A 14,720-nucleotide genomic window follows, 5' to 3' on the forward strand; every position below is an offset into this window, starting at 1 on the left:
AACCTTTACAGGAGGGTCGGTGATATGAGAAAGCTGGTTATTCCTATATTGTTTGGCCTTTCCCTTGGATACGCCCAGAGTGGCGACACAAAAACCACCGAAAGGCAGATACCCGTGGTAAGATGTTCAGAACCCACCTATTCCATAATGGTGATGGAGCTTGACTGTAAGGCAAATGCCTGTCAGCAGCCAAACCCCGGAGCACCCCACATTGCATACATCTATGAAGTGCTCTCTGGAACCGGCGGCGTAAGGGGCTTTGGCACAGGTATGACTGCCATGCTCACAAATGCCCTCAAAGCGACCAATTGCTTCAGAATAGTGGACCTTGAACAGTATGAAAAGATGAAGAGACTACTTGCTGCCACTGGACAGCAGGTTCAGCCTCCAAAGGTTGACTACGTGGTATCCGGTTCCATAACAGCTCTTGAGCTTGAGAGAAGCGGAGGCGCGCTCGGAGGTGGTCTCATTCCAGTATTGGGAGCCATAAACGTAAGAAAGGACAAGGCAAGGCTTGGCGTAGAAATTAACGTGATGAACCCACAGACCCTTGAAATAGCCTTTTCTAACTCCTTTGATGCAAACTCAGAAAAGTCTTCTTGGGGGCTTTTTGGTGCAGGATGGGGTGGTGCAGGTGCAGCTGGTGGGGGATGGAGTGTGAGCAAGAACATGTCCCTTGACATGGTTGCCAGAGATGTGGTGGTTCAGGTTGCAAACTCCATAGCAGAGAAGTTAGCCGGCAATAAAATAGTTGAAAGGCCTGCACCACCAAAGAAGGAGGAGAAAAGAGAAGCAGGTGAGTAAAAACCTCTACCTTCTGCGTCACGCCCAGAGCGAATACAACGAGAAGGGTATATTCCAGGGGAGGCTGGACAGTGACCTGACTCCCCTTGGTTTTGTTCAGGCAAGGCTGGTTGCTCAGGATTTTCTCCACAAAAACATAGAAATCATATACTCCTCCCCTCAGAGAAGGGCTTATAAGACAGCACTCACCATTGCAGATGTTCTTGGGCTTGATGTGGTTGTGGACCAGCGTATAAGGGAGATGTCCTTTGGAGAATACGAGGGAAATCATTTCTGGAAGCTTATGGAAGAAGAGGGAGAACTCTTCAGAGCCTGGCTTTCAAACCCCCTCAAAAACCCCCTCCCCACTCAGGAGGGTATGGAGAACTTCAGAGAGAGGGTTGAAAGCTTTTTGAGAGATATCATTAACGGAAACCATGAAAACCTGCTTGTGGTGGCACACGGGGGGACTCTTCACGCCCTCGTATGCCTTGCTCTCGGGCTTGGGCTTGAGAACCTGTGGAACATTCACATGGACAACACAGGAATAACACACTTGAAGTATAACTCCGGGAGGTTTGAGCTGAAACAGCTCAACAGACTTTGCCATACGAGAGGGCTTTAAAAAGCTCTTCGCAGCCAGAGAAGTCAAAGATTCTCCCAACTTCTAGGATTTCTATTTTTATGGTGCAATTGCACATATACAGACCCTCCCCCCACTCAACCACAAGAACGCCCTTGCCCACAAACTCCTCAAGGTCAAGGTCCCTTACTCTGTAAAGGTCTGCGTGAAGGAGCGGACCCTTTTGTGTAGGATATTCGTTCACGAGAGTAAAGGTGGGGCTTCTTATCTGATAGCCTTCAAGCATCCCCATACCCTGTGCTATGCCCTTCACCAGCGTAGTTTTGCCTGCACCAAGCTGACCGACAAGACAAATCACTTCAGAGCCTTTCAGGAGTTTACCTATAGCCTCTCCTATCCTTATGGTTTCCTCTTCGCAGCTGGAAAATATACGCACCAATGCTATATTATAAAGACTATGGAATTTTACTTTTTCCCTGATGTTTATGCAGACAGATACCTGATTGACGCATACATAGTCTCCTTTAAGCTGAGGGACAGGAGTTGCATAAGGGTAAGAGAGTGGGAGGGAAGAGAATATTTGGTGGAGGTGCTTGACTGGGAAACCTTCAGAGAAAATGCCTACGACATAGTTCTGTATGAGTATGGGGACGAGGTGGCAAGGTTTTCAGACATAGAAACGGCACTTTCTGAGGCATACAAGATGGCATGCCTTGAGGCTTCAAAACGCATGCCCAAAGTCATTGAGCCAGCACTTGGAGTTGGCAATCCACCTATTGAGGTTCTTGAGAGGGTTTTCCCTCTCAGCTTCAGGGCAGAAGCCTTCCCAGAAGACCTTGACAGATATTTGGATGAGCTTGTGAAGAACCTTGAGGTGGAAACCTTAGAATGGGAGAAGGCAGACGATGACGAGATACCTTTCTGACCTTCTTGAAGAGCTCACACCAAGAAGGATAGTGGAGGAGCTGGACAGGTATATAGTGGGGCAGGAAAAGGCCAAAAAAGCAGTTGCCATAGCTCTCAGAAACAGATGGAGAAGGCAGAGGCTGCCAGAAAACATAAGAGACGAAGTGGCCCCCAAAAACCTCCTCATGATTGGTCCCACAGGTGTGGGAAAGACGGAGATTGCACGCAGGATAGCTCAGCTCATAAAGGCACCCTTTGTCAAAGTGGAGGCAACCAAGTATACAGAAATAGGCTATGTGGGAAGGGATGTGGAATCAATGGTAAGGGAGCTGGTTGAGGTCTCCTACCAGATGGTAAAGCAGGAAAAGATGCAGGAGGTCAGGGAAAGGGCAAAGAGGCTTGCAGAAGAGAGACTTCTTGACCATCTTGTCCCTCAGCAGCTCAGCTTTGGAGTAAGAAGCTCACAGGATGCTGGTAAAAGAGAGGAAATAAGGGAAAAGCTCAGAAGGGGCGAACTGGAGGATAAGGTTATAGAAGTGGAAGTCCAGGAAAAGCTTATGCCAGTGATAGGCATAGCAGGTCCACCGGGGCTTGAAGAACTTGAAGAACAGCTGAGAAACATGCTGGGTGGTCTTGGAGGTGGCAGGAAGAGGAGAAAGCTCAGAGTGAAAGAAGCCCTTCAGGTCTTTGAATCGGAGGAGGCAGAAAAGCTTATAGACCAGGAAGAGGTGGCAAGAGAGGCTATAAACAGGGCAGAGAACTTTGGAATTATCTTCATAGACGAGATAGATAAAATTGCGGTAAAGACCCCAGGAGCTGGTCCCGGTGTATCAAGGGAAGGAGTTCAGAGAGACCTTCTCCCCATAGTGGAGGGAACAGTTGTAAAAACCAAGTATGGACCGGTAAAAACTGACCACATACTCTTTATCGCAGCCGGTGCCTTTCACATGTCAAAGCCCTCAGACCTGATGCCAGAGCTTCAGGGAAGATTTCCCATAAGGGTTGAACTGAACCCCCTTACAAGGGAGGACTTTGTAAGGATACTCAGAGAGCCCAAGAACGCCCTCACGGTGCAGTATACTGAACTCCTCAAGACAGAAGGTGTGGAACTGGAATTTACGGAGGATGCCCTTGAGGAAATAGCACGCATTGCGGAGGATGCCAACAACCGCACAGAGAACATTGGTGCAAGGAGACTTCATACCGTCATGGAAAAGCTGCTTGAAGATATATCCTATAACGCACCTGAGCTTTCAGGACAGAGGATAATCATAGATGCAAGGTTTGTAAGGGCAAAGCTGGAAGGCATAGTAAAGGACGAAGAGCTTTCTAAATACATACTATGAGAGATATACTGGAAAGAGTTGAGGAGCTTCTCTCCCTTCAGGAAAAGCTGGTAAACCTCCTTCTGCTTTCTGGCTATAGCAGAGCAAGGCTCAGCACAAACGCTGCCTTTGATGTCCTCTATTACAACGTTGAGCTCCTTGACCTTATAGAGGAGCTTCTGAGTTCTCCAGAAGAGCTCAGGGAGGATTACGTCATGAACCTTATACTTGAAGCCCTCTCCTGGATGGGCTTTATTCTCCCCGCCATTGAGGAATCCTGTCCCATATTCCTTCATAGTCCGAGAGGAAGGGAAGAAGGTCCTATGCAGAAAATAAGGTTAATTCTTAGCTCTCTGGAAGAAGCACACAAAAAGGGCGATTACTACACTCTGGTTAACACTGTAGAGGATATTCAGAGCCTTTCAAGCCTTCTAAAGTATCAGATAATGCTTGCCCGCAGGGCATACACAAACTTAGCCTGAACTTCTTACAGTTTTTAAGAACACAAGCACCTTCGCCACAGCCCTGTAGAGCTCAGGAGGTATTTCTTCGTATACCTCCACCTTCATCAGAGCAGAGATAAGAGCCCTGTCTTCAAGGACTGGAACGCCATGTTTTCTTGCAGTCTCTATTATCTTTTCTGCGAGCTCACCAGTTCCCTTTGCCACAACCACTGGAACTTTATCCTTTCCCTGCTCATACCTGACCGCTACAGCCTTCTTTCTTTCCTCCATGGCTATGCAAGCAGAAGAAAGCCCTCACCGTAGGCAGACCTTACTGCCTCAGCAACATTTTCTCTTGTAGACACACTCACAGAGAAGCTCCTTAGCTTTATCTTTTCTTCTGAAAGCATGCTGTCAAGAATATGCTTTCCAGACCTTATTTTCTCTGCAAGGTTTTCCATGTCTGTAAACAGGAGAACATCCAGAAGCCCTCCAGACCTTGGCATCCTCAAAAGACCTGCAAGGAAACCCTCTCCATACTCAAACCTGAAGACCACTGAATACTCCCGCCCACTCCTGAACATAAGACCACCCCTGCCCCCCTCGTAATACACAGGCAGATAGAAGGCTTCTCCGTGTTTTGTCATAAGCCACTGCAGGTTGTTTATGAACTCCAGCCTGCTTAGAAGGCTTTCCATGTGCTGACCTTTGCTGTTGTAAAACTCCAGAAGATTTTCACCTCTCTCCATGTATTCAAGAAAGGCACGGTATGCTTCTCTCATTTCCTTCTCCGAAGATAGCACCACATGCCTGAAAAAGTCCCTGACGGCCGGCTCGTGAGACTCCCCTAGCTTTTCAAAGGCATCTCTGAACTCTGTCAGTATTCCTCTTTCCGTCAGACTCCAGAGGTTCTTCAACAATACTGGAACATCCCTTGTCTCCATAGCTTTTAGAAGAGTCTTCTCCCCTATAGACTCAAGCCTTTTCACAAGGCTCATATATTCCTGATGGTCAAGGTTTTCAAAGAGCAGGGTCTTCATCAGAGAAGAAACCCTCTTAAATTCCTCAACTCTTAGTCTGAGGGTTTCAAGGAGCTTTTTTATGCCCTCCGTATCCTGTCCATATTCAATCCCCAGTATCTGTGAAAGTTCCCGTGCGTATGACAGCAGAGGCTGGATGAGATGTGCTTTTTTATCCTTCATAAGGTCCTCCGGCTTTAACTTTCCAAGAAGCAGCTCAATGAGCTTTCTCTCGTATAGAAGACCGGAATTCTCCATATCTTCCCTGAGTCTTTCTGGGCTTATGGAGGTATAGAACCTCTCTTCCCCATAGAGCACCACATGGAGAGGAACCTCCCCATGTCCTTTTCTGTAGAGGCCTGTTATTCTGAAAGTGAGCGGGTTTTCACCCTCCAGCGTGAGCTCAAGGATATCACCAGGCATCAGCCCAAGAGAAGACCTGTTCTCTGCCTTGAGTTCAAAGCCTTCTTTCAAAGAAAGAGTTACCAGATTTCCCTCAGAAGATGCCACTTCTGCCTTCACAGCACCTCCTCCAGAGGAGGCCAGCTCAAGAAGGACATCTGGCACGGTAGATAGCACTCTTATCCTGAACTCTTCTCCCCTTTTCTGAGCCTGAGATGCCTTTGACTGTTCAATGGCATGCTGGAGAAGAATGCCCTCAATTCTTCTTATTTCCATAAGTTAAATATCGTCAACAAGAGAGAGGGCTAAAGCACCCCTTGCCATGCAATATTCTGCACAGGAGGAAAGATGAAGGCTGAAACACTCTGCTGGCAGTCTTTCGCATAGAGCCTTCAGGTCCATCTCAAGGTCACCAAGCAGGTCTCTCATGGCATCAATCAGCCCCCCACCCAGCACAACCCTGTCCGGGTTGAGTATATGAACGGCGTTCATGAGACCTGTAAGCAGGAACTCTCTGAAACTGTTCACAGCCTTTAATGCAGCTTTTTCCGCTTCTCTTGCCCTCTGGATTATTTCATAATCCCTTAAATCAGAGCCTGAAAGGCTCCTGTAGAGCCTCTCCAGCCCGTAAGAGGAACAGTAGGCTTCCCAGCATCCATGCCTCCCACAGCTACACATCTCACCCCCGTAAAGGATAGTATGGTGACCAAGCTCAAGAGAGCTTCCGCATGCACCCAGAAAGGGTCTTCCTTCTACCACCAGACCTCCTCCCAGCCCAGTGCCAACAGCAACAAAAAGAAGGACTTTGCTCTCTCTGTGGTCGTAAAACCACTCCCCGAAGGCTCCAGCAGAGACATCGTTTACTATTCTTACCCTTATCCCTTCCAGAAGCTCCCTAAGGTTTACACCGTCAAGGGCCGGTATGTTGGGAGATTTATAAACTTTGCCCTCCAGCGAGGTAAAGCCTGCCACCGCAACCCCCACGGAAGAAGGATTCCCCTCAAGGACTATCTCTTTTATCCTTTTCAGGAAAAGCTCTCTATTCTTTGAAAGGTCCTTTATGTAGTGTTTTTCCCTTCTCCCATCCTCCCAGTAGACCTTTACGAAGCTACCTCCTATGTCAACTCCCTTTTTCATACTCAAGCCTTTCTATTTTTATGTCCTCGTCCCCTCTCTTGTAGTAAACTCTAACGGAGATAAGCCTCTGGGTCATTCCTTTCTCCTTCTTTATAAGGTTTACAAGTAGCTGTCCATCACCCACAACCTTTTCCTCAGCCCTTGCACCCGGATATGCTCTCCTGTAGGACTCGCAGGTCCTCAAAAGTCCCTCCGCACCTCCTATACTCTGCAAAAGGTTTTCTGACATCAACTCAGAAAGCTCCTGAGCTCTCTCTTTTCTGCATTCTTCAAGCCCCAGCAAAAAGCTGTAAAAAGCCCTTACCTCCTCCATCTCATGCCTTTTCTCCCTTACATCCTGAAAGAATATGAGAAGTGCGGTAATCAGAGGATAGGATACAGCAAAAACTATGAAAAAGCCTATGATAAGGTCCTCTTTGTTCTGGCTTAGCCTCATAGCCACCCCTTTTTCCTTACCCAGTATATGAGAGACAGGGTTATTGCCACCATGAGAAGCAGAGAATAGGGATAGCCATACTTCCAGTGAAGCTCCGGCATGTGTTCAAAGTTCATACCAAAGATGCTGGCTATGAGGGTGGCGGGGAGGAATATGGTGGCGAGCACTGTAAAGACCTTTACCGCCTCGTTCTGCTTGATGGATATGAGACCGAGAAGGGAATTCTGTATGCTGTCCAGCTTGTCCATGTAAAAGCTTGTGTAGTCAAGGAGCGTATGGAGGTCATCAAGGGCAATCTTTATGTCCCTCTTTGTCTGGGCGTTTATCTTTGGGCTTTTAACAAAGTGGCTAAGGATTCTCAACTTTTCATTTATGGTCTCTCTTATGGTTATGTTGAGCTCATCATAGTAGGATATTTCCCTTATTATCTCCTCAGACTGCTCCACAAAGACCTCTTTTCTGAGGTTTCTTATCCTTCTGCCCAGTATCTCAAGCCTGTCTCCAAGCCGGTCCACCTCAATGTTGACTATCTGTGAGAATATGGCTTCTGGGAACTGAAAGTTTATTGGGCTATGTTCCATCCTCTTTACGAATATGAGCATGCTGGGTATATCTCTGTATCTTATACTCACCATGTATCTCCCCCTTATGAAAAAGAGAACAGGCTCAACGCTTATGTCTTCCTTCTGCTGTATTACGAAAGAAAGGTTCATGTATATGGCTTCTCCCTCCTCCTTGTATTTGCTGCTTATCTCAATGTCTCCGAAGACCTCCCTGGGGGGCATCTGGAAACCTATGGCGCTTCTGAGCCAGTCTATCTCCGCATCACTTGGTTTTTCCACATCAAGCCAGACCACTGCCTCCTTCTTTATGTCCCCAAACTGGTCAATACCAAGTTTTTTAAAAACACCCCCGGAGCTTGCATAAACATGAATCATCAAAGATATTTTAATCAGAAGTCAGGTCCTTTATGAGCTCCTGCTTTACCTCCTCCGGTATGAGGGTCATTGCCCTGTAATTGGGGTGGTTTATTTCAACCCTGACCTGTTCCTTCTTAAAGTCCTCCACCTGCTCATCGGTGAGCCTCACCTTCAGAAAATGCACCACCGCTGCCTTTCCGTATTCATAGTCTTCCTTACTTCTCTCATCCGCTACAGCCCTAACAGTGTGCCTATTCCCTATGTGGAAGTATAGGTGGTCGTGTATACCCACGAGCTGGGGAAGGAGCCTTTTCCTCTCGCTTGCCTCGGGTATTTCTATAAACATGGTTACAGAAAGCTCATTTTTATCAGGTATCAGCTCGTTGTAGACATCTATCTCCTGCTGGATTTCCTCCTCCCTTACCATCCTCTCAGCTCTAATCATCTCCTGAATCTGAAACCAGACAGTTTCCCTGTTCTCAAAAACAAGATGAACCCACGGCTCTATAAACACTCTCCTGTTCTTTTTGAGCTGTATTACTTCCTGAACCTTCTGTGGACGGACCTTCTCATATTCGTAGATGTTGAGGATTTCCTCTCTGGTTATCTTTTTCATGGCTTACCTCCTTGCTTGTTTTCTTTTATTATATGCAAATCATTATCATTTGTCAAGAGCTTTTGAGAACTTTATGGAGTGCCTCAAGAAAGGCGTCGTTTTCCTCTGGCTTTCCTATGCTCACCCTCAGACAGTCAGGAACCATGTAAGAGAAATTCCTCACAAGCACACCCTCTTCTATTAGCCTTCTGTGAAGCTCGTCCCCAGACATGGAAAGGCTTTTAAAGAATATGAAGTTTGCCTCTGAAGGATAAACTCTTATACCCTTCATCCCGAGCATCTCCCCATAGACCCTTTCCCTCTCGGATATAACCCTTCTTACCTCTTCTTCAATGAGGTTGTAGAAATCCCTTAGAATAAGGGTTGCTATGACCTGAGAAGGGTATGTTATGTTAAAGGGAAGCCTTATTTTGTTTATTTCTCTTACCACCTCCTGATTACCTATCAAGATACCAACTCTCAGCCCAGCCATTCCTATTTTTGAAAGGGTCCTGAGCACCACCGTGTCATCTCTTTCAAGAGCTTCTTTGAGGAAGGTTTTCTTAGAGTAATGATAATAGGCTTCGTCAATCACGGTGAAAACTCCCTCACCCCTTATTTTTCTTACCTTTTCTTCTGAAAAGCAATTTCCAGTGGGGTTGTTGGGATAAGCAAAGTAGGCGAGGGCAGGCTTTTTTTTCCTTATGATTTCAAGGCTTGCTGGAAGGTCTATGTCAAAATCTTCATCCAGTCCAGACTCAATCCTTTCCCTTCCCAGCATGCGTGCGGATATGCCATACATGGAAAAGGTGGGAACAGGATATAAGACTCCCCTGTCAAACTCACCTACAGCTATAGAGAGGTAGTATATGAGTTCATCAGAGCCGTTGCCCAGAACTATGTTTTCCGGGCTGACGCCAGAGCGAAGGGCTATAACCTCTCTTAGCTCCTTTGCCTCCGGGTCAGGGTATCTGTTAAAGGGTATCCGGGAAACCTCTTTCCCTATACGCCTTTTTACTTCCTCCGGGAGCTGGAGAGAGAGTTCATTGGAGGACAGCCTTACCTTTGCCCCCGTAGTTTCTGTCTTGTAAGGGGCAAGGTCCCTTACCCTTTTACTTATCATTGTTGTTCCTGGACTTGCTCCTCCTCTTCTTCCTCTTCAGCCCTTCCAAGATAGAGCTCAAGCTCAGCCACCGTTGACTCCATCAGCTTGTCTTCAAGAATACCCTTTATGAGCCTGTTGAGCCTTCTCTCATCTCCCATGGCTATACCGTTGAGCACATAATACAGTCTCTTTGGAAGAGAAAGAACTACCCTTTTGTATCTCGCTCCACCCTTTTTTCTGGGTTTTCTTGCCATTTTACTCCTCCTTTTTGAAGTTTTCTTAATTTAAAATTATAGCATGATGCTTCTGTTTTTGTTTTTTATTATGTTGATTTCAATCACAAAAGCTGAAGAAAGCATGGAAAATTTCCCGGGTAAATACCAGGTTATATTCCTCCCAGAAGAACACACAAGCAGAGAAGACCATATCTTCCAGCTTGACATTATAAGGCTCTTAAGTTCAAAAAATTACAGGTTGATAATAGCGATGGAAATGTTCCAGCAACCCTTTCAGGATGCCCTTGACCAGTATGTGTCATGCCAGATAGATGAAGAGGAAATGCTCAGAAGGACAGACTACAGAAGAAGGTGGGGCTTTGACCCAGACCTTTACAGAAGTATATGGAAGTTTGCCAAGGAAAAGGGCATAAGAATTGTAGCCATAAACATCTCCTCAGAACTGCTGCAGAGGGTAAGAAGAGAAGGGCTTGAAAGCTTAAGGGACGATAGCCTGCCCTTCCCTCTAATACCGCAGACTGAGAGAGAAATACAGAGGTTGAGAGAGGTGCTGACGGGGCATCCAAGGGTGGAAGAGAGAAGATTTTTTGATGTGCAGAACGCCTGGGATAACGGCATGGCGCTTGCAATAGCAAGGCTTCTGGAAAGGTATCCTGACCACAGGATAGTGGTGCTAGTGGGAAGAGAACATGCTCAGAGCTATGAAAGCGGTATACCGAGAAGGCTCCAGGTGCTCAGGCCCGGCGTTCGCATGAAGATACTCAAAAGAGAAGAATTTCAGAGGGATTTCCTGTTTTCCACGGACTTTTCCAGAGAAAGCTCGTCGGCGAACTCTATAAGAGAACCAAACTGCAGACCATGAGATATGCGGGTTATCTTGAGGTTGGGAAACTGTTTTTTTATGAGCCTGGCCAGATAGTTGGCGGTTGCCTCCCCTTCAAGGTTCGGGTTTGTGGCAATTATCACTTCCTTAGGCCTGTGTCTTTCTATTCTTTCCATAAGAGTGTCTATGTTCAGGTCCTTTGGTGATATGCCTTCAAGGGGTGCTATCCTTCCGCCCAGCACGTGATAAACCCCCGAATACCTCTCCAGCCTTTCTATGGCAAAGGCATCCTGAGGCTCCTCCACCACACATATGAACCTTTTGCTCCTTTTGGGGTCTGAACATATCCTGCACACCTCTTCTTCCGTGTATAACCCGCACTCCCTGCATGGTCTCAGTTTTTCAGCAGCTGCCTGAAGCACACTCACCAGCTCAAGCCTTTTTTCCGGGTGGAGCTTCAAAAAATTGTAGAGGAACCTTCCCGCTGACCTCTCCCCATAGGTGGGTATTTGGGTGAACTTTTCAAGGGCCAACCTGAGCGATTCTGGCAGGCTTTCCTCGTAGGACATGGGAAAATTATAGCGGTTTTATAATATACAATATGCATCAGCTCCTCATAGTAGGTGGAGGACCAGCTGGCATATCTGCCAGCATTTACGCTCAGAGAAAGAAGATGGACTTTGTTTTAATAACCAGAGATATAGGTGGTCAGGTAATAAAGGCCGGGGAGATAGAAAACTATCTGGGCTATGCCATGGTGGATGGGGTCATGTTCGTGCAGAGAATGATAGAGCAGATGGAAAGGCTTGGAGTTAAACCGGTTCTTGATGAGGTGGTAAAGATAGATAGACTGGAGGAGGGTTTCCTTCTCAGGACCCTATCTGGAAAAGAATACACCACAAAGATGGTGCTTTTCTGCACCGGTGCAGAACACAGAAGACTTGATGTGCCTGGCGAGAGGGAATATACGGGAAGGGGTGTTTCCTACTGCTATACATGCGATGCACCTTTTTTTAGAGATGTGGAGGTGCTTGTGGTGGGTGGGGGGAACTCGGGTTTTGAGGCTGCGGACCAGCTTACAAACTACGCAAGAAAAATATACCTCATGGAGATAGGCGACCACTTCAAGGCAGATGAGATTCTCAGGGAGAAGGTGCTTTCAGACCCCAAAGTAGTCCCCCTTCTAAGACACAGAGTGCTTGAAATAAAGGGAGATGGAAAAAATGTGAGGGGTGCTCTGGTGGAGGATATAGAAAAGGAAAGGGTATACGAGCTTGATGTGGAGGGAGTCTTTGTGGAAGTGGGGTTAAAGCCAAACTCTGAGCTGGCAAAGTCTCTGGGAGTTCTTACCACACAGAGGGATGAGATAATAATAGACTGCAACAACAGGACCTCTGAGCCTGGCATATACGCAGCTGGAGACTGCACCAACGTGTTTGCAAAACAGATAATAACCGCTGCCGGCGATGGTGCAAAGGCCCTCCTTTCCATATACCACGACCTCACCTACGGTGTCCACTCATGGATATAGCCAGCTTTATAGACCACTCCATACTCAGGCCCAACCATACCCTTATGGAGCTTGAGGAGCAGGTTCGCCAGTGCGTGGATTCAGGTGTGTATGCGGTATGTGTAAACCCCTTCTGGGTAAGGAGGGCTGTTGAGCTATCAGGGGGCAGGGTTGAAGTCTGCTGTGTGGTGTCTTTTCCCTTCGGGCTTGATACAAAGGAGCAGAAAATACTGCAGGCGGTAAAGGCCCTCGAGGAGGGTGCCACCGAGCTGGATATAGTTATGAACATATCCGCCTTCAAAAGTGGTTTATACCACTATGTAGGCGAGGAGCTAAGAGCTATAGCAAGAAATACGGAGGGGACCATAAGGAAGGTTATAATTGAAACTGCCTATCTGAGCGAGAAGGAGAAAAGACTTGCTGTGGAGCTCGTAGCGGATGCGGGTATGGAGTTTGTAAAGACTTCAACAGGTTATGCGCCTTCAGGTGCCACAGAGGAAGACATTAAGCTTCTGAGGGAAGCATCAGGAGGAAGGCTCAAAATAAAGGCATCGGGTGGCATAAGGAGGAGAGCTCAGGTCATAAGGTTTCTGGAGCTTGGGGCTGAAAGAGTAGGAACCAGTAGCACCTTTGAAATTCTCAGGGAGGGGTAAGATATGGAAGATGTTTCTTATAAAAAACTGATGGATGTAATCCATGAAATACACTCACAGGAGCCCATAGAGCTTGGCTGCGCAGAAATCAACTGTTTTCTGTGTGCGAAGGGTGGTAGATTAAAGCCCTGTGAAAGACTGAGAGAGGCTGTCATACTTCTGCCTGGAGAGAACCAGCTTCTCACCTTGCTCAACGGGAGACCCTTTCCAGAAATGAATGTGAATGGCTTCAGCATAGGCTTTCTTGCCCCCGAGGAAGATTGTCCCTTTAACATGGAAGGGTGGTGTGGAATACACGGAAGGCATCCTATAGACTGCAGGAGTTTTCCCATAGTGCCCTCTCTGAACGAAGAAGGAGACCTGATAGTCTCCATAGCCATAAACTGTCCTGTGATACCACCCTGGGAGTTCACAAGAAGATGGGTTGAAAACTGGTATAGAATATGGAAGGCAGCACCCTTAGAGTGGTTCAGGTTCTACTCAAAAGTTCCCACTAACCCCCTCAAACCCATAGCTATCTTTAAAGCGGAGGAAGGAAATGATTGAAAGATACACAAGAAAGGAAATGGGACAAATATGGTCAGAGCTCAACAAGTTCAGGCTCTGGCTGAAGGTAGAAATTGCAGTATGCAGAGCATGGCACAGACTTGGAAGAATTCCTGCAGAGGCTCTCGAGGAGATTGAGAGGAAAACCTTTGTGGACCAGAAGGTCCTGCAGAGGATTGCAGAATATGAGAGAAAATACAGGCACGATGTGCTTGCCTTCGTTTCTGCTATAGGGGAGCAGATTCCGGAGCACTCACACCACTTCCATATGGGGCTTACCTCTTCTGACGTAGTGGATACCGCCCTTGCACTGCAGCTCAGAGAGGCTCTTGAACTCATAATCAGAGGTCTGGAAGCGGTCATAGAAAAACTCAAGGAGCTTGCCATAAAACACAGAGACACACTCATGATGGGAAGAACCCACGGAGTGCACGCCGAGCCCATGACTTTAGGGCTGAAGTTTCTTAGCTGGTATGAGGAGCTAAGGAGAAACAGGGAAAGACTCCTGCAGGCTCTTGAAAACATATCCTATGGCAAGCTCTCCGGTGCGGTGGGCACTTACTCCAACCTTGACCCTGAGGTGGAAAGGCTCGCCCTTGAGGAGCTTGGCCTTAAGGTAGAGCCGGTTTCTACCCAGATAGTGCCCAGAGACAGACACGCTCAGGTCATGTATGCCCTTGCCTCTACCGCCTGCGCCCTTGAGAGGTTTGCCACAGAGATAAGACACCTTCAGAGGACGGAAGTGCTTGAGCTTATGGAGCCCTTTGAAGAAGGTCAGAGGGGTTCATCTGCCATGCCACACAAGAAAAACCCCATACACGCAGAGAGACTGTGCGGACTCGCACGAATAATAAGGGCAAACCTTATGGTAGCCCTCGAGAATATCCCTCTCTGGCACGAAAGGGACATATCCCACTCCTCTACCGAAAGAATCATACTGCCTGACTCCACCATAGCCCTGGACTACATGCTGAACCTATTTCTGGAAATGCTTCAGGGGCTTGTGGTCAATCAGGAAAGGATGCTCAAAAACATGGAACTCTCTCATGGCCTGTATGCCTCTTCAAAGGTGCTGGTAAAGCTCATGGAAAAGGGCGTGCCAAGGGACAGAGCATACCAAATGGTTCAGAGATGTGCCATGAGAAGCTGGGAAGAGGGTATGGCCTTTGAAAGGGCTCTGATAGAGGATAATGAAGTAAAAGCCTATCTCAGCCAGGAAGAAATAAGGGACTCAATAGAGCCCCGTGCCTTTCTGAAACATATAGACCATATATACAAAAGGAGCTTAGATTTATAAG

At 47.2% G+C, this 14,720-nt stretch carries 20 protein-coding genes; 10 read left to right on the forward strand and 10 right to left on the reverse strand.

The genetic code is table 11. The annotated features are described in order from the left end of the window. Positions 1-24: 24 nt before the first annotated feature. Both WHS43_01410 and WHS43_01415 read left to right on the forward strand, forming a co-directional pair. Positions 25-804, forward strand: a complete 780-nt coding sequence (locus tag WHS43_01410; protein MEJ5338297.1) for a CsgG/HfaB family protein — start codon at positions 25-27, stop codon at positions 802-804. Continuing rightward, complete coding sequence (locus WHS43_01415) at positions 797-1,408, forward strand: histidine phosphatase family protein (protein ID MEJ5338298.1); 612 nt, start codon at positions 797-799, stop codon at positions 1,406-1,408. The genes WHS43_01410 and WHS43_01415 overlap by 8 nt, the downstream gene beginning before the upstream one ends. On the opposite strand, the gene tsaE is transcribed toward WHS43_01415, so the two are convergent. Further along, entirely contained in the window at positions 1,377-1,802 is a 426-nt protein-coding gene (gene tsaE / locus WHS43_01420) for a tRNA (adenosine(37)-N6)-threonylcarbamoyltransferase complex ATPase subunit type 1 TsaE (protein ID MEJ5338299.1), read from the reverse strand. The genes WHS43_01415 and tsaE overlap by 32 nt on opposite strands. A 21-nt stretch (positions 1,803-1,823) precedes the next feature. Between tsaE and WHS43_01425 the strand changes: the two genes are divergently transcribed. The 3 genes from WHS43_01425 to WHS43_01435 are packed head-to-tail and all read left to right on the forward strand — an operon-like array spanning position 1,824 to position 4,079. Further along, positions 1,824-2,291, forward strand: a complete 468-nt coding sequence (locus tag WHS43_01425) for a hypothetical protein (GenBank protein MEJ5338300.1) — start codon at positions 1,824-1,826, stop codon at positions 2,289-2,291. Then, the gene (gene hslU, locus WHS43_01430) at positions 2,272-3,618 is read left to right on the forward strand and encodes an ATP-dependent protease ATPase subunit HslU (protein ID MEJ5338301.1); all 1,347 of its coding nucleotides are present in this window, start codon (positions 2,272-2,274) and stop codon (positions 3,616-3,618) included. The genes WHS43_01425 and hslU overlap by 20 nt, the downstream gene beginning before the upstream one ends. Next, complete coding sequence (locus WHS43_01435) at positions 3,615-4,079, forward strand: hypothetical protein (protein MEJ5338302.1); 465 nt, start codon at positions 3,615-3,617, stop codon at positions 4,077-4,079. The genes hslU and WHS43_01435 overlap by 4 nt, the downstream gene beginning before the upstream one ends. Here WHS43_01435 and WHS43_01440 read toward each other — a convergent pair. Genes WHS43_01440 through WHS43_01475 form a run of 8 tightly spaced genes read right to left on the reverse strand, consistent with a single transcriptional unit; the run spans position 4,071 to position 9,908 of the window. Further along, positions 4,071-4,331 (reverse strand): EscU/YscU/HrcU family type III secretion system export apparatus switch protein, encoded by a 261-nt coding sequence (locus WHS43_01440; protein ID MEJ5338303.1) that lies wholly within the window; start codon positions 4,329-4,331, stop codon positions 4,071-4,073. The genes WHS43_01435 and WHS43_01440 overlap by 9 nt on opposite strands. A 2-nt stretch (positions 4,332-4,333) precedes the next feature. Beyond that, on the reverse strand, positions 4,334-5,737 hold the full coding sequence (locus WHS43_01445; GenBank protein MEJ5338304.1) for a hypothetical protein: 1,404 nt from the start codon (positions 5,735-5,737) through the stop codon (positions 4,334-4,336). Positions 5,738-5,740: 3 nt separating this feature from the next. Then, the gene (locus WHS43_01450) at positions 5,741-6,598 is read right to left on the reverse strand and encodes an ROK family protein (GenBank protein MEJ5338305.1); all 858 of its coding nucleotides are present in this window, start codon (positions 6,596-6,598) and stop codon (positions 5,741-5,743) included. Continuing rightward, complete coding sequence (locus WHS43_01455; protein MEJ5338306.1) at positions 6,582-7,034, reverse strand: hypothetical protein; 453 nt, start codon at positions 7,032-7,034, stop codon at positions 6,582-6,584. The genes WHS43_01450 and WHS43_01455 overlap by 17 nt, the downstream gene beginning before the upstream one ends. Continuing rightward, positions 7,031-7,972, reverse strand: a complete 942-nt coding sequence (gene corA / locus WHS43_01460; GenBank protein MEJ5338307.1) for a magnesium/cobalt transporter CorA — start codon at positions 7,970-7,972, stop codon at positions 7,031-7,033. The genes WHS43_01455 and corA overlap by 4 nt, the downstream gene beginning before the upstream one ends. 10 nt (positions 7,973-7,982) lie before the next feature. Continuing rightward, on the reverse strand, positions 7,983-8,570 hold the full coding sequence (locus WHS43_01465) for a DUF3501 family protein (GenBank protein MEJ5338308.1): 588 nt from the start codon (positions 8,568-8,570) through the stop codon (positions 7,983-7,985). Positions 8,571-8,622: 52 nt separating this feature from the next. Further along, positions 8,623-9,672, reverse strand: a complete 1,050-nt coding sequence (gene hisC / locus WHS43_01470; protein ID MEJ5338309.1) for a histidinol-phosphate transaminase — start codon at positions 9,670-9,672, stop codon at positions 8,623-8,625. Beyond that, a complete protein-coding gene (locus tag WHS43_01475; GenBank protein ID MEJ5338310.1) occupies positions 9,669-9,908 on the reverse strand; it encodes a hypothetical protein in 240 nt (79 codons plus the stop codon). Before WHS43_01475 ends, hisC begins: the two co-directional genes overlap by 4 nt. Positions 9,909-9,978: 70 nt before the next feature. Here WHS43_01475 and WHS43_01480 point away from each other — a divergent pair, with 70 nt between their 5' ends. Continuing rightward, the gene (locus WHS43_01480) at positions 9,979-10,752 is read left to right on the forward strand and encodes a ChaN family lipoprotein (protein ID MEJ5338311.1); all 774 of its coding nucleotides are present in this window, start codon (positions 9,979-9,981) and stop codon (positions 10,750-10,752) included. On the opposite strand, the gene recR is transcribed toward WHS43_01480, so the two are convergent. Continuing rightward, positions 10,668-11,282, reverse strand: coding sequence for a recombination mediator RecR (gene recR / locus WHS43_01485; protein ID MEJ5338312.1), 615 nt, complete (start codon positions 11,280-11,282; stop codon positions 10,668-10,670). The two genes, WHS43_01480 and recR, sit on opposite strands and share 85 nt — an antisense overlap. A gap of 32 nt (positions 11,283-11,314) precedes the next feature. On the opposite strand from recR, the gene WHS43_01490 reads away from it, so the two are divergent. From WHS43_01490 to purB, 4 genes are read left to right on the forward strand one after another with little or no spacing between them, the layout of a single operon-like run. Next, positions 11,315-12,244, forward strand: coding sequence for an FAD-dependent oxidoreductase (locus WHS43_01490; protein ID MEJ5338313.1), 930 nt, complete (start codon positions 11,315-11,317; stop codon positions 12,242-12,244). Then, complete coding sequence (gene deoC, locus WHS43_01495) at positions 12,235-12,876, forward strand: deoxyribose-phosphate aldolase (protein MEJ5338314.1); 642 nt, start codon at positions 12,235-12,237, stop codon at positions 12,874-12,876. The genes WHS43_01490 and deoC overlap by 10 nt, the downstream gene beginning before the upstream one ends. Before the next feature lie 3 nt (positions 12,877-12,879). After that, positions 12,880-13,422, forward strand: coding sequence for a hypothetical protein (locus tag WHS43_01500; protein MEJ5338315.1), 543 nt, complete (start codon positions 12,880-12,882; stop codon positions 13,420-13,422). Continuing rightward, positions 13,415-14,719: an adenylosuccinate lyase gene (purB, locus tag WHS43_01505; protein ID MEJ5338316.1), complete on the forward strand. Its 1,305-nt coding sequence runs from the start codon at positions 13,415-13,417 to the stop codon at positions 14,717-14,719. The genes WHS43_01500 and purB overlap by 8 nt, the downstream gene beginning before the upstream one ends. The last annotated feature ends 1 nt before the right edge of the window (position 14,720 follow it).

This window comes from Aquificaceae bacterium (assembly GCA_037481935.1).
Lineage (GTDB): Bacteria > Aquificota > Aquificia > Aquificales > Aquificaceae > Pampinifervens.

Bases quoted from the DNA above. Each gene is read 5' to 3' on its own strand.
- purB (MEJ5338316.1), top strand. From the start codon at position 13,415: ATGATTGAAAGATACACAAGAAAGGAAATGGGACAAATATGGTCAGAG.
- hisC (MEJ5338309.1), bottom strand. From the start codon at position 9,672: ATGATAAGTAAAAGGGTAAGGGACCTTGCCCCTTACAAGACAGAAACT.
- WHS43_01455 (MEJ5338306.1), bottom strand. From the start codon at position 7,034: ATGAGGCTAAGCCAGAACAAAGAGGACCTTATCATAGGCTTTTTCATA.
- WHS43_01435 (MEJ5338302.1), top strand. From the start codon at position 3,615: ATGAGAGATATACTGGAAAGAGTTGAGGAGCTTCTCTCCCTTCAGGAA.
- WHS43_01490 (MEJ5338313.1), top strand. From the start codon at position 11,315: ATGCATCAGCTCCTCATAGTAGGTGGAGGACCAGCTGGCATATCTGCC.
- WHS43_01410 (MEJ5338297.1), top strand. From the start codon at position 25: ATGAGAAAGCTGGTTATTCCTATATTGTTTGGCCTTTCCCTTGGATAC.
- WHS43_01445 (MEJ5338304.1), bottom strand. From the start codon at position 5,737: ATGGAAATAAGAAGAATTGAGGGCATTCTTCTCCAGCATGCCATTGAA.
- WHS43_01425 (MEJ5338300.1), top strand. From the start codon at position 1,824: ATGGAATTTTACTTTTTCCCTGATGTTTATGCAGACAGATACCTGATT.
- WHS43_01500 (MEJ5338315.1), top strand. From the start codon at position 12,880: ATGGAAGATGTTTCTTATAAAAAACTGATGGATGTAATCCATGAAATA.
- deoC (MEJ5338314.1), top strand. From the start codon at position 12,235: ATGGATATAGCCAGCTTTATAGACCACTCCATACTCAGGCCCAACCAT.
- WHS43_01475 (MEJ5338310.1), bottom strand. From the start codon at position 9,908: ATGGCAAGAAAACCCAGAAAAAAGGGTGGAGCGAGATACAAAAGGGTA.
- WHS43_01440 (MEJ5338303.1), bottom strand. From the start codon at position 4,331: ATGGAGGAAAGAAAGAAGGCTGTAGCGGTCAGGTATGAGCAGGGAAAG.
- corA (MEJ5338307.1), bottom strand. From the start codon at position 7,972: ATGATTCATGTTTATGCAAGCTCCGGGGGTGTTTTTAAAAAACTTGGT.
- hslU (MEJ5338301.1), top strand. From the start codon at position 2,272: ATGACGAGATACCTTTCTGACCTTCTTGAAGAGCTCACACCAAGAAGG.
- WHS43_01480 (MEJ5338311.1), top strand. From the start codon at position 9,979: ATGTTGATTTCAATCACAAAAGCTGAAGAAAGCATGGAAAATTTCCCG.
- recR (MEJ5338312.1), bottom strand. From the start codon at position 11,282: ATGTCCTACGAGGAAAGCCTGCCAGAATCGCTCAGGTTGGCCCTTGAA.
- WHS43_01450 (MEJ5338305.1), bottom strand. From the start codon at position 6,598: ATGAAAAAGGGAGTTGACATAGGAGGTAGCTTCGTAAAGGTCTACTGG.
- WHS43_01465 (MEJ5338308.1), bottom strand. From the start codon at position 8,570: ATGAAAAAGATAACCAGAGAGGAAATCCTCAACATCTACGAATATGAG.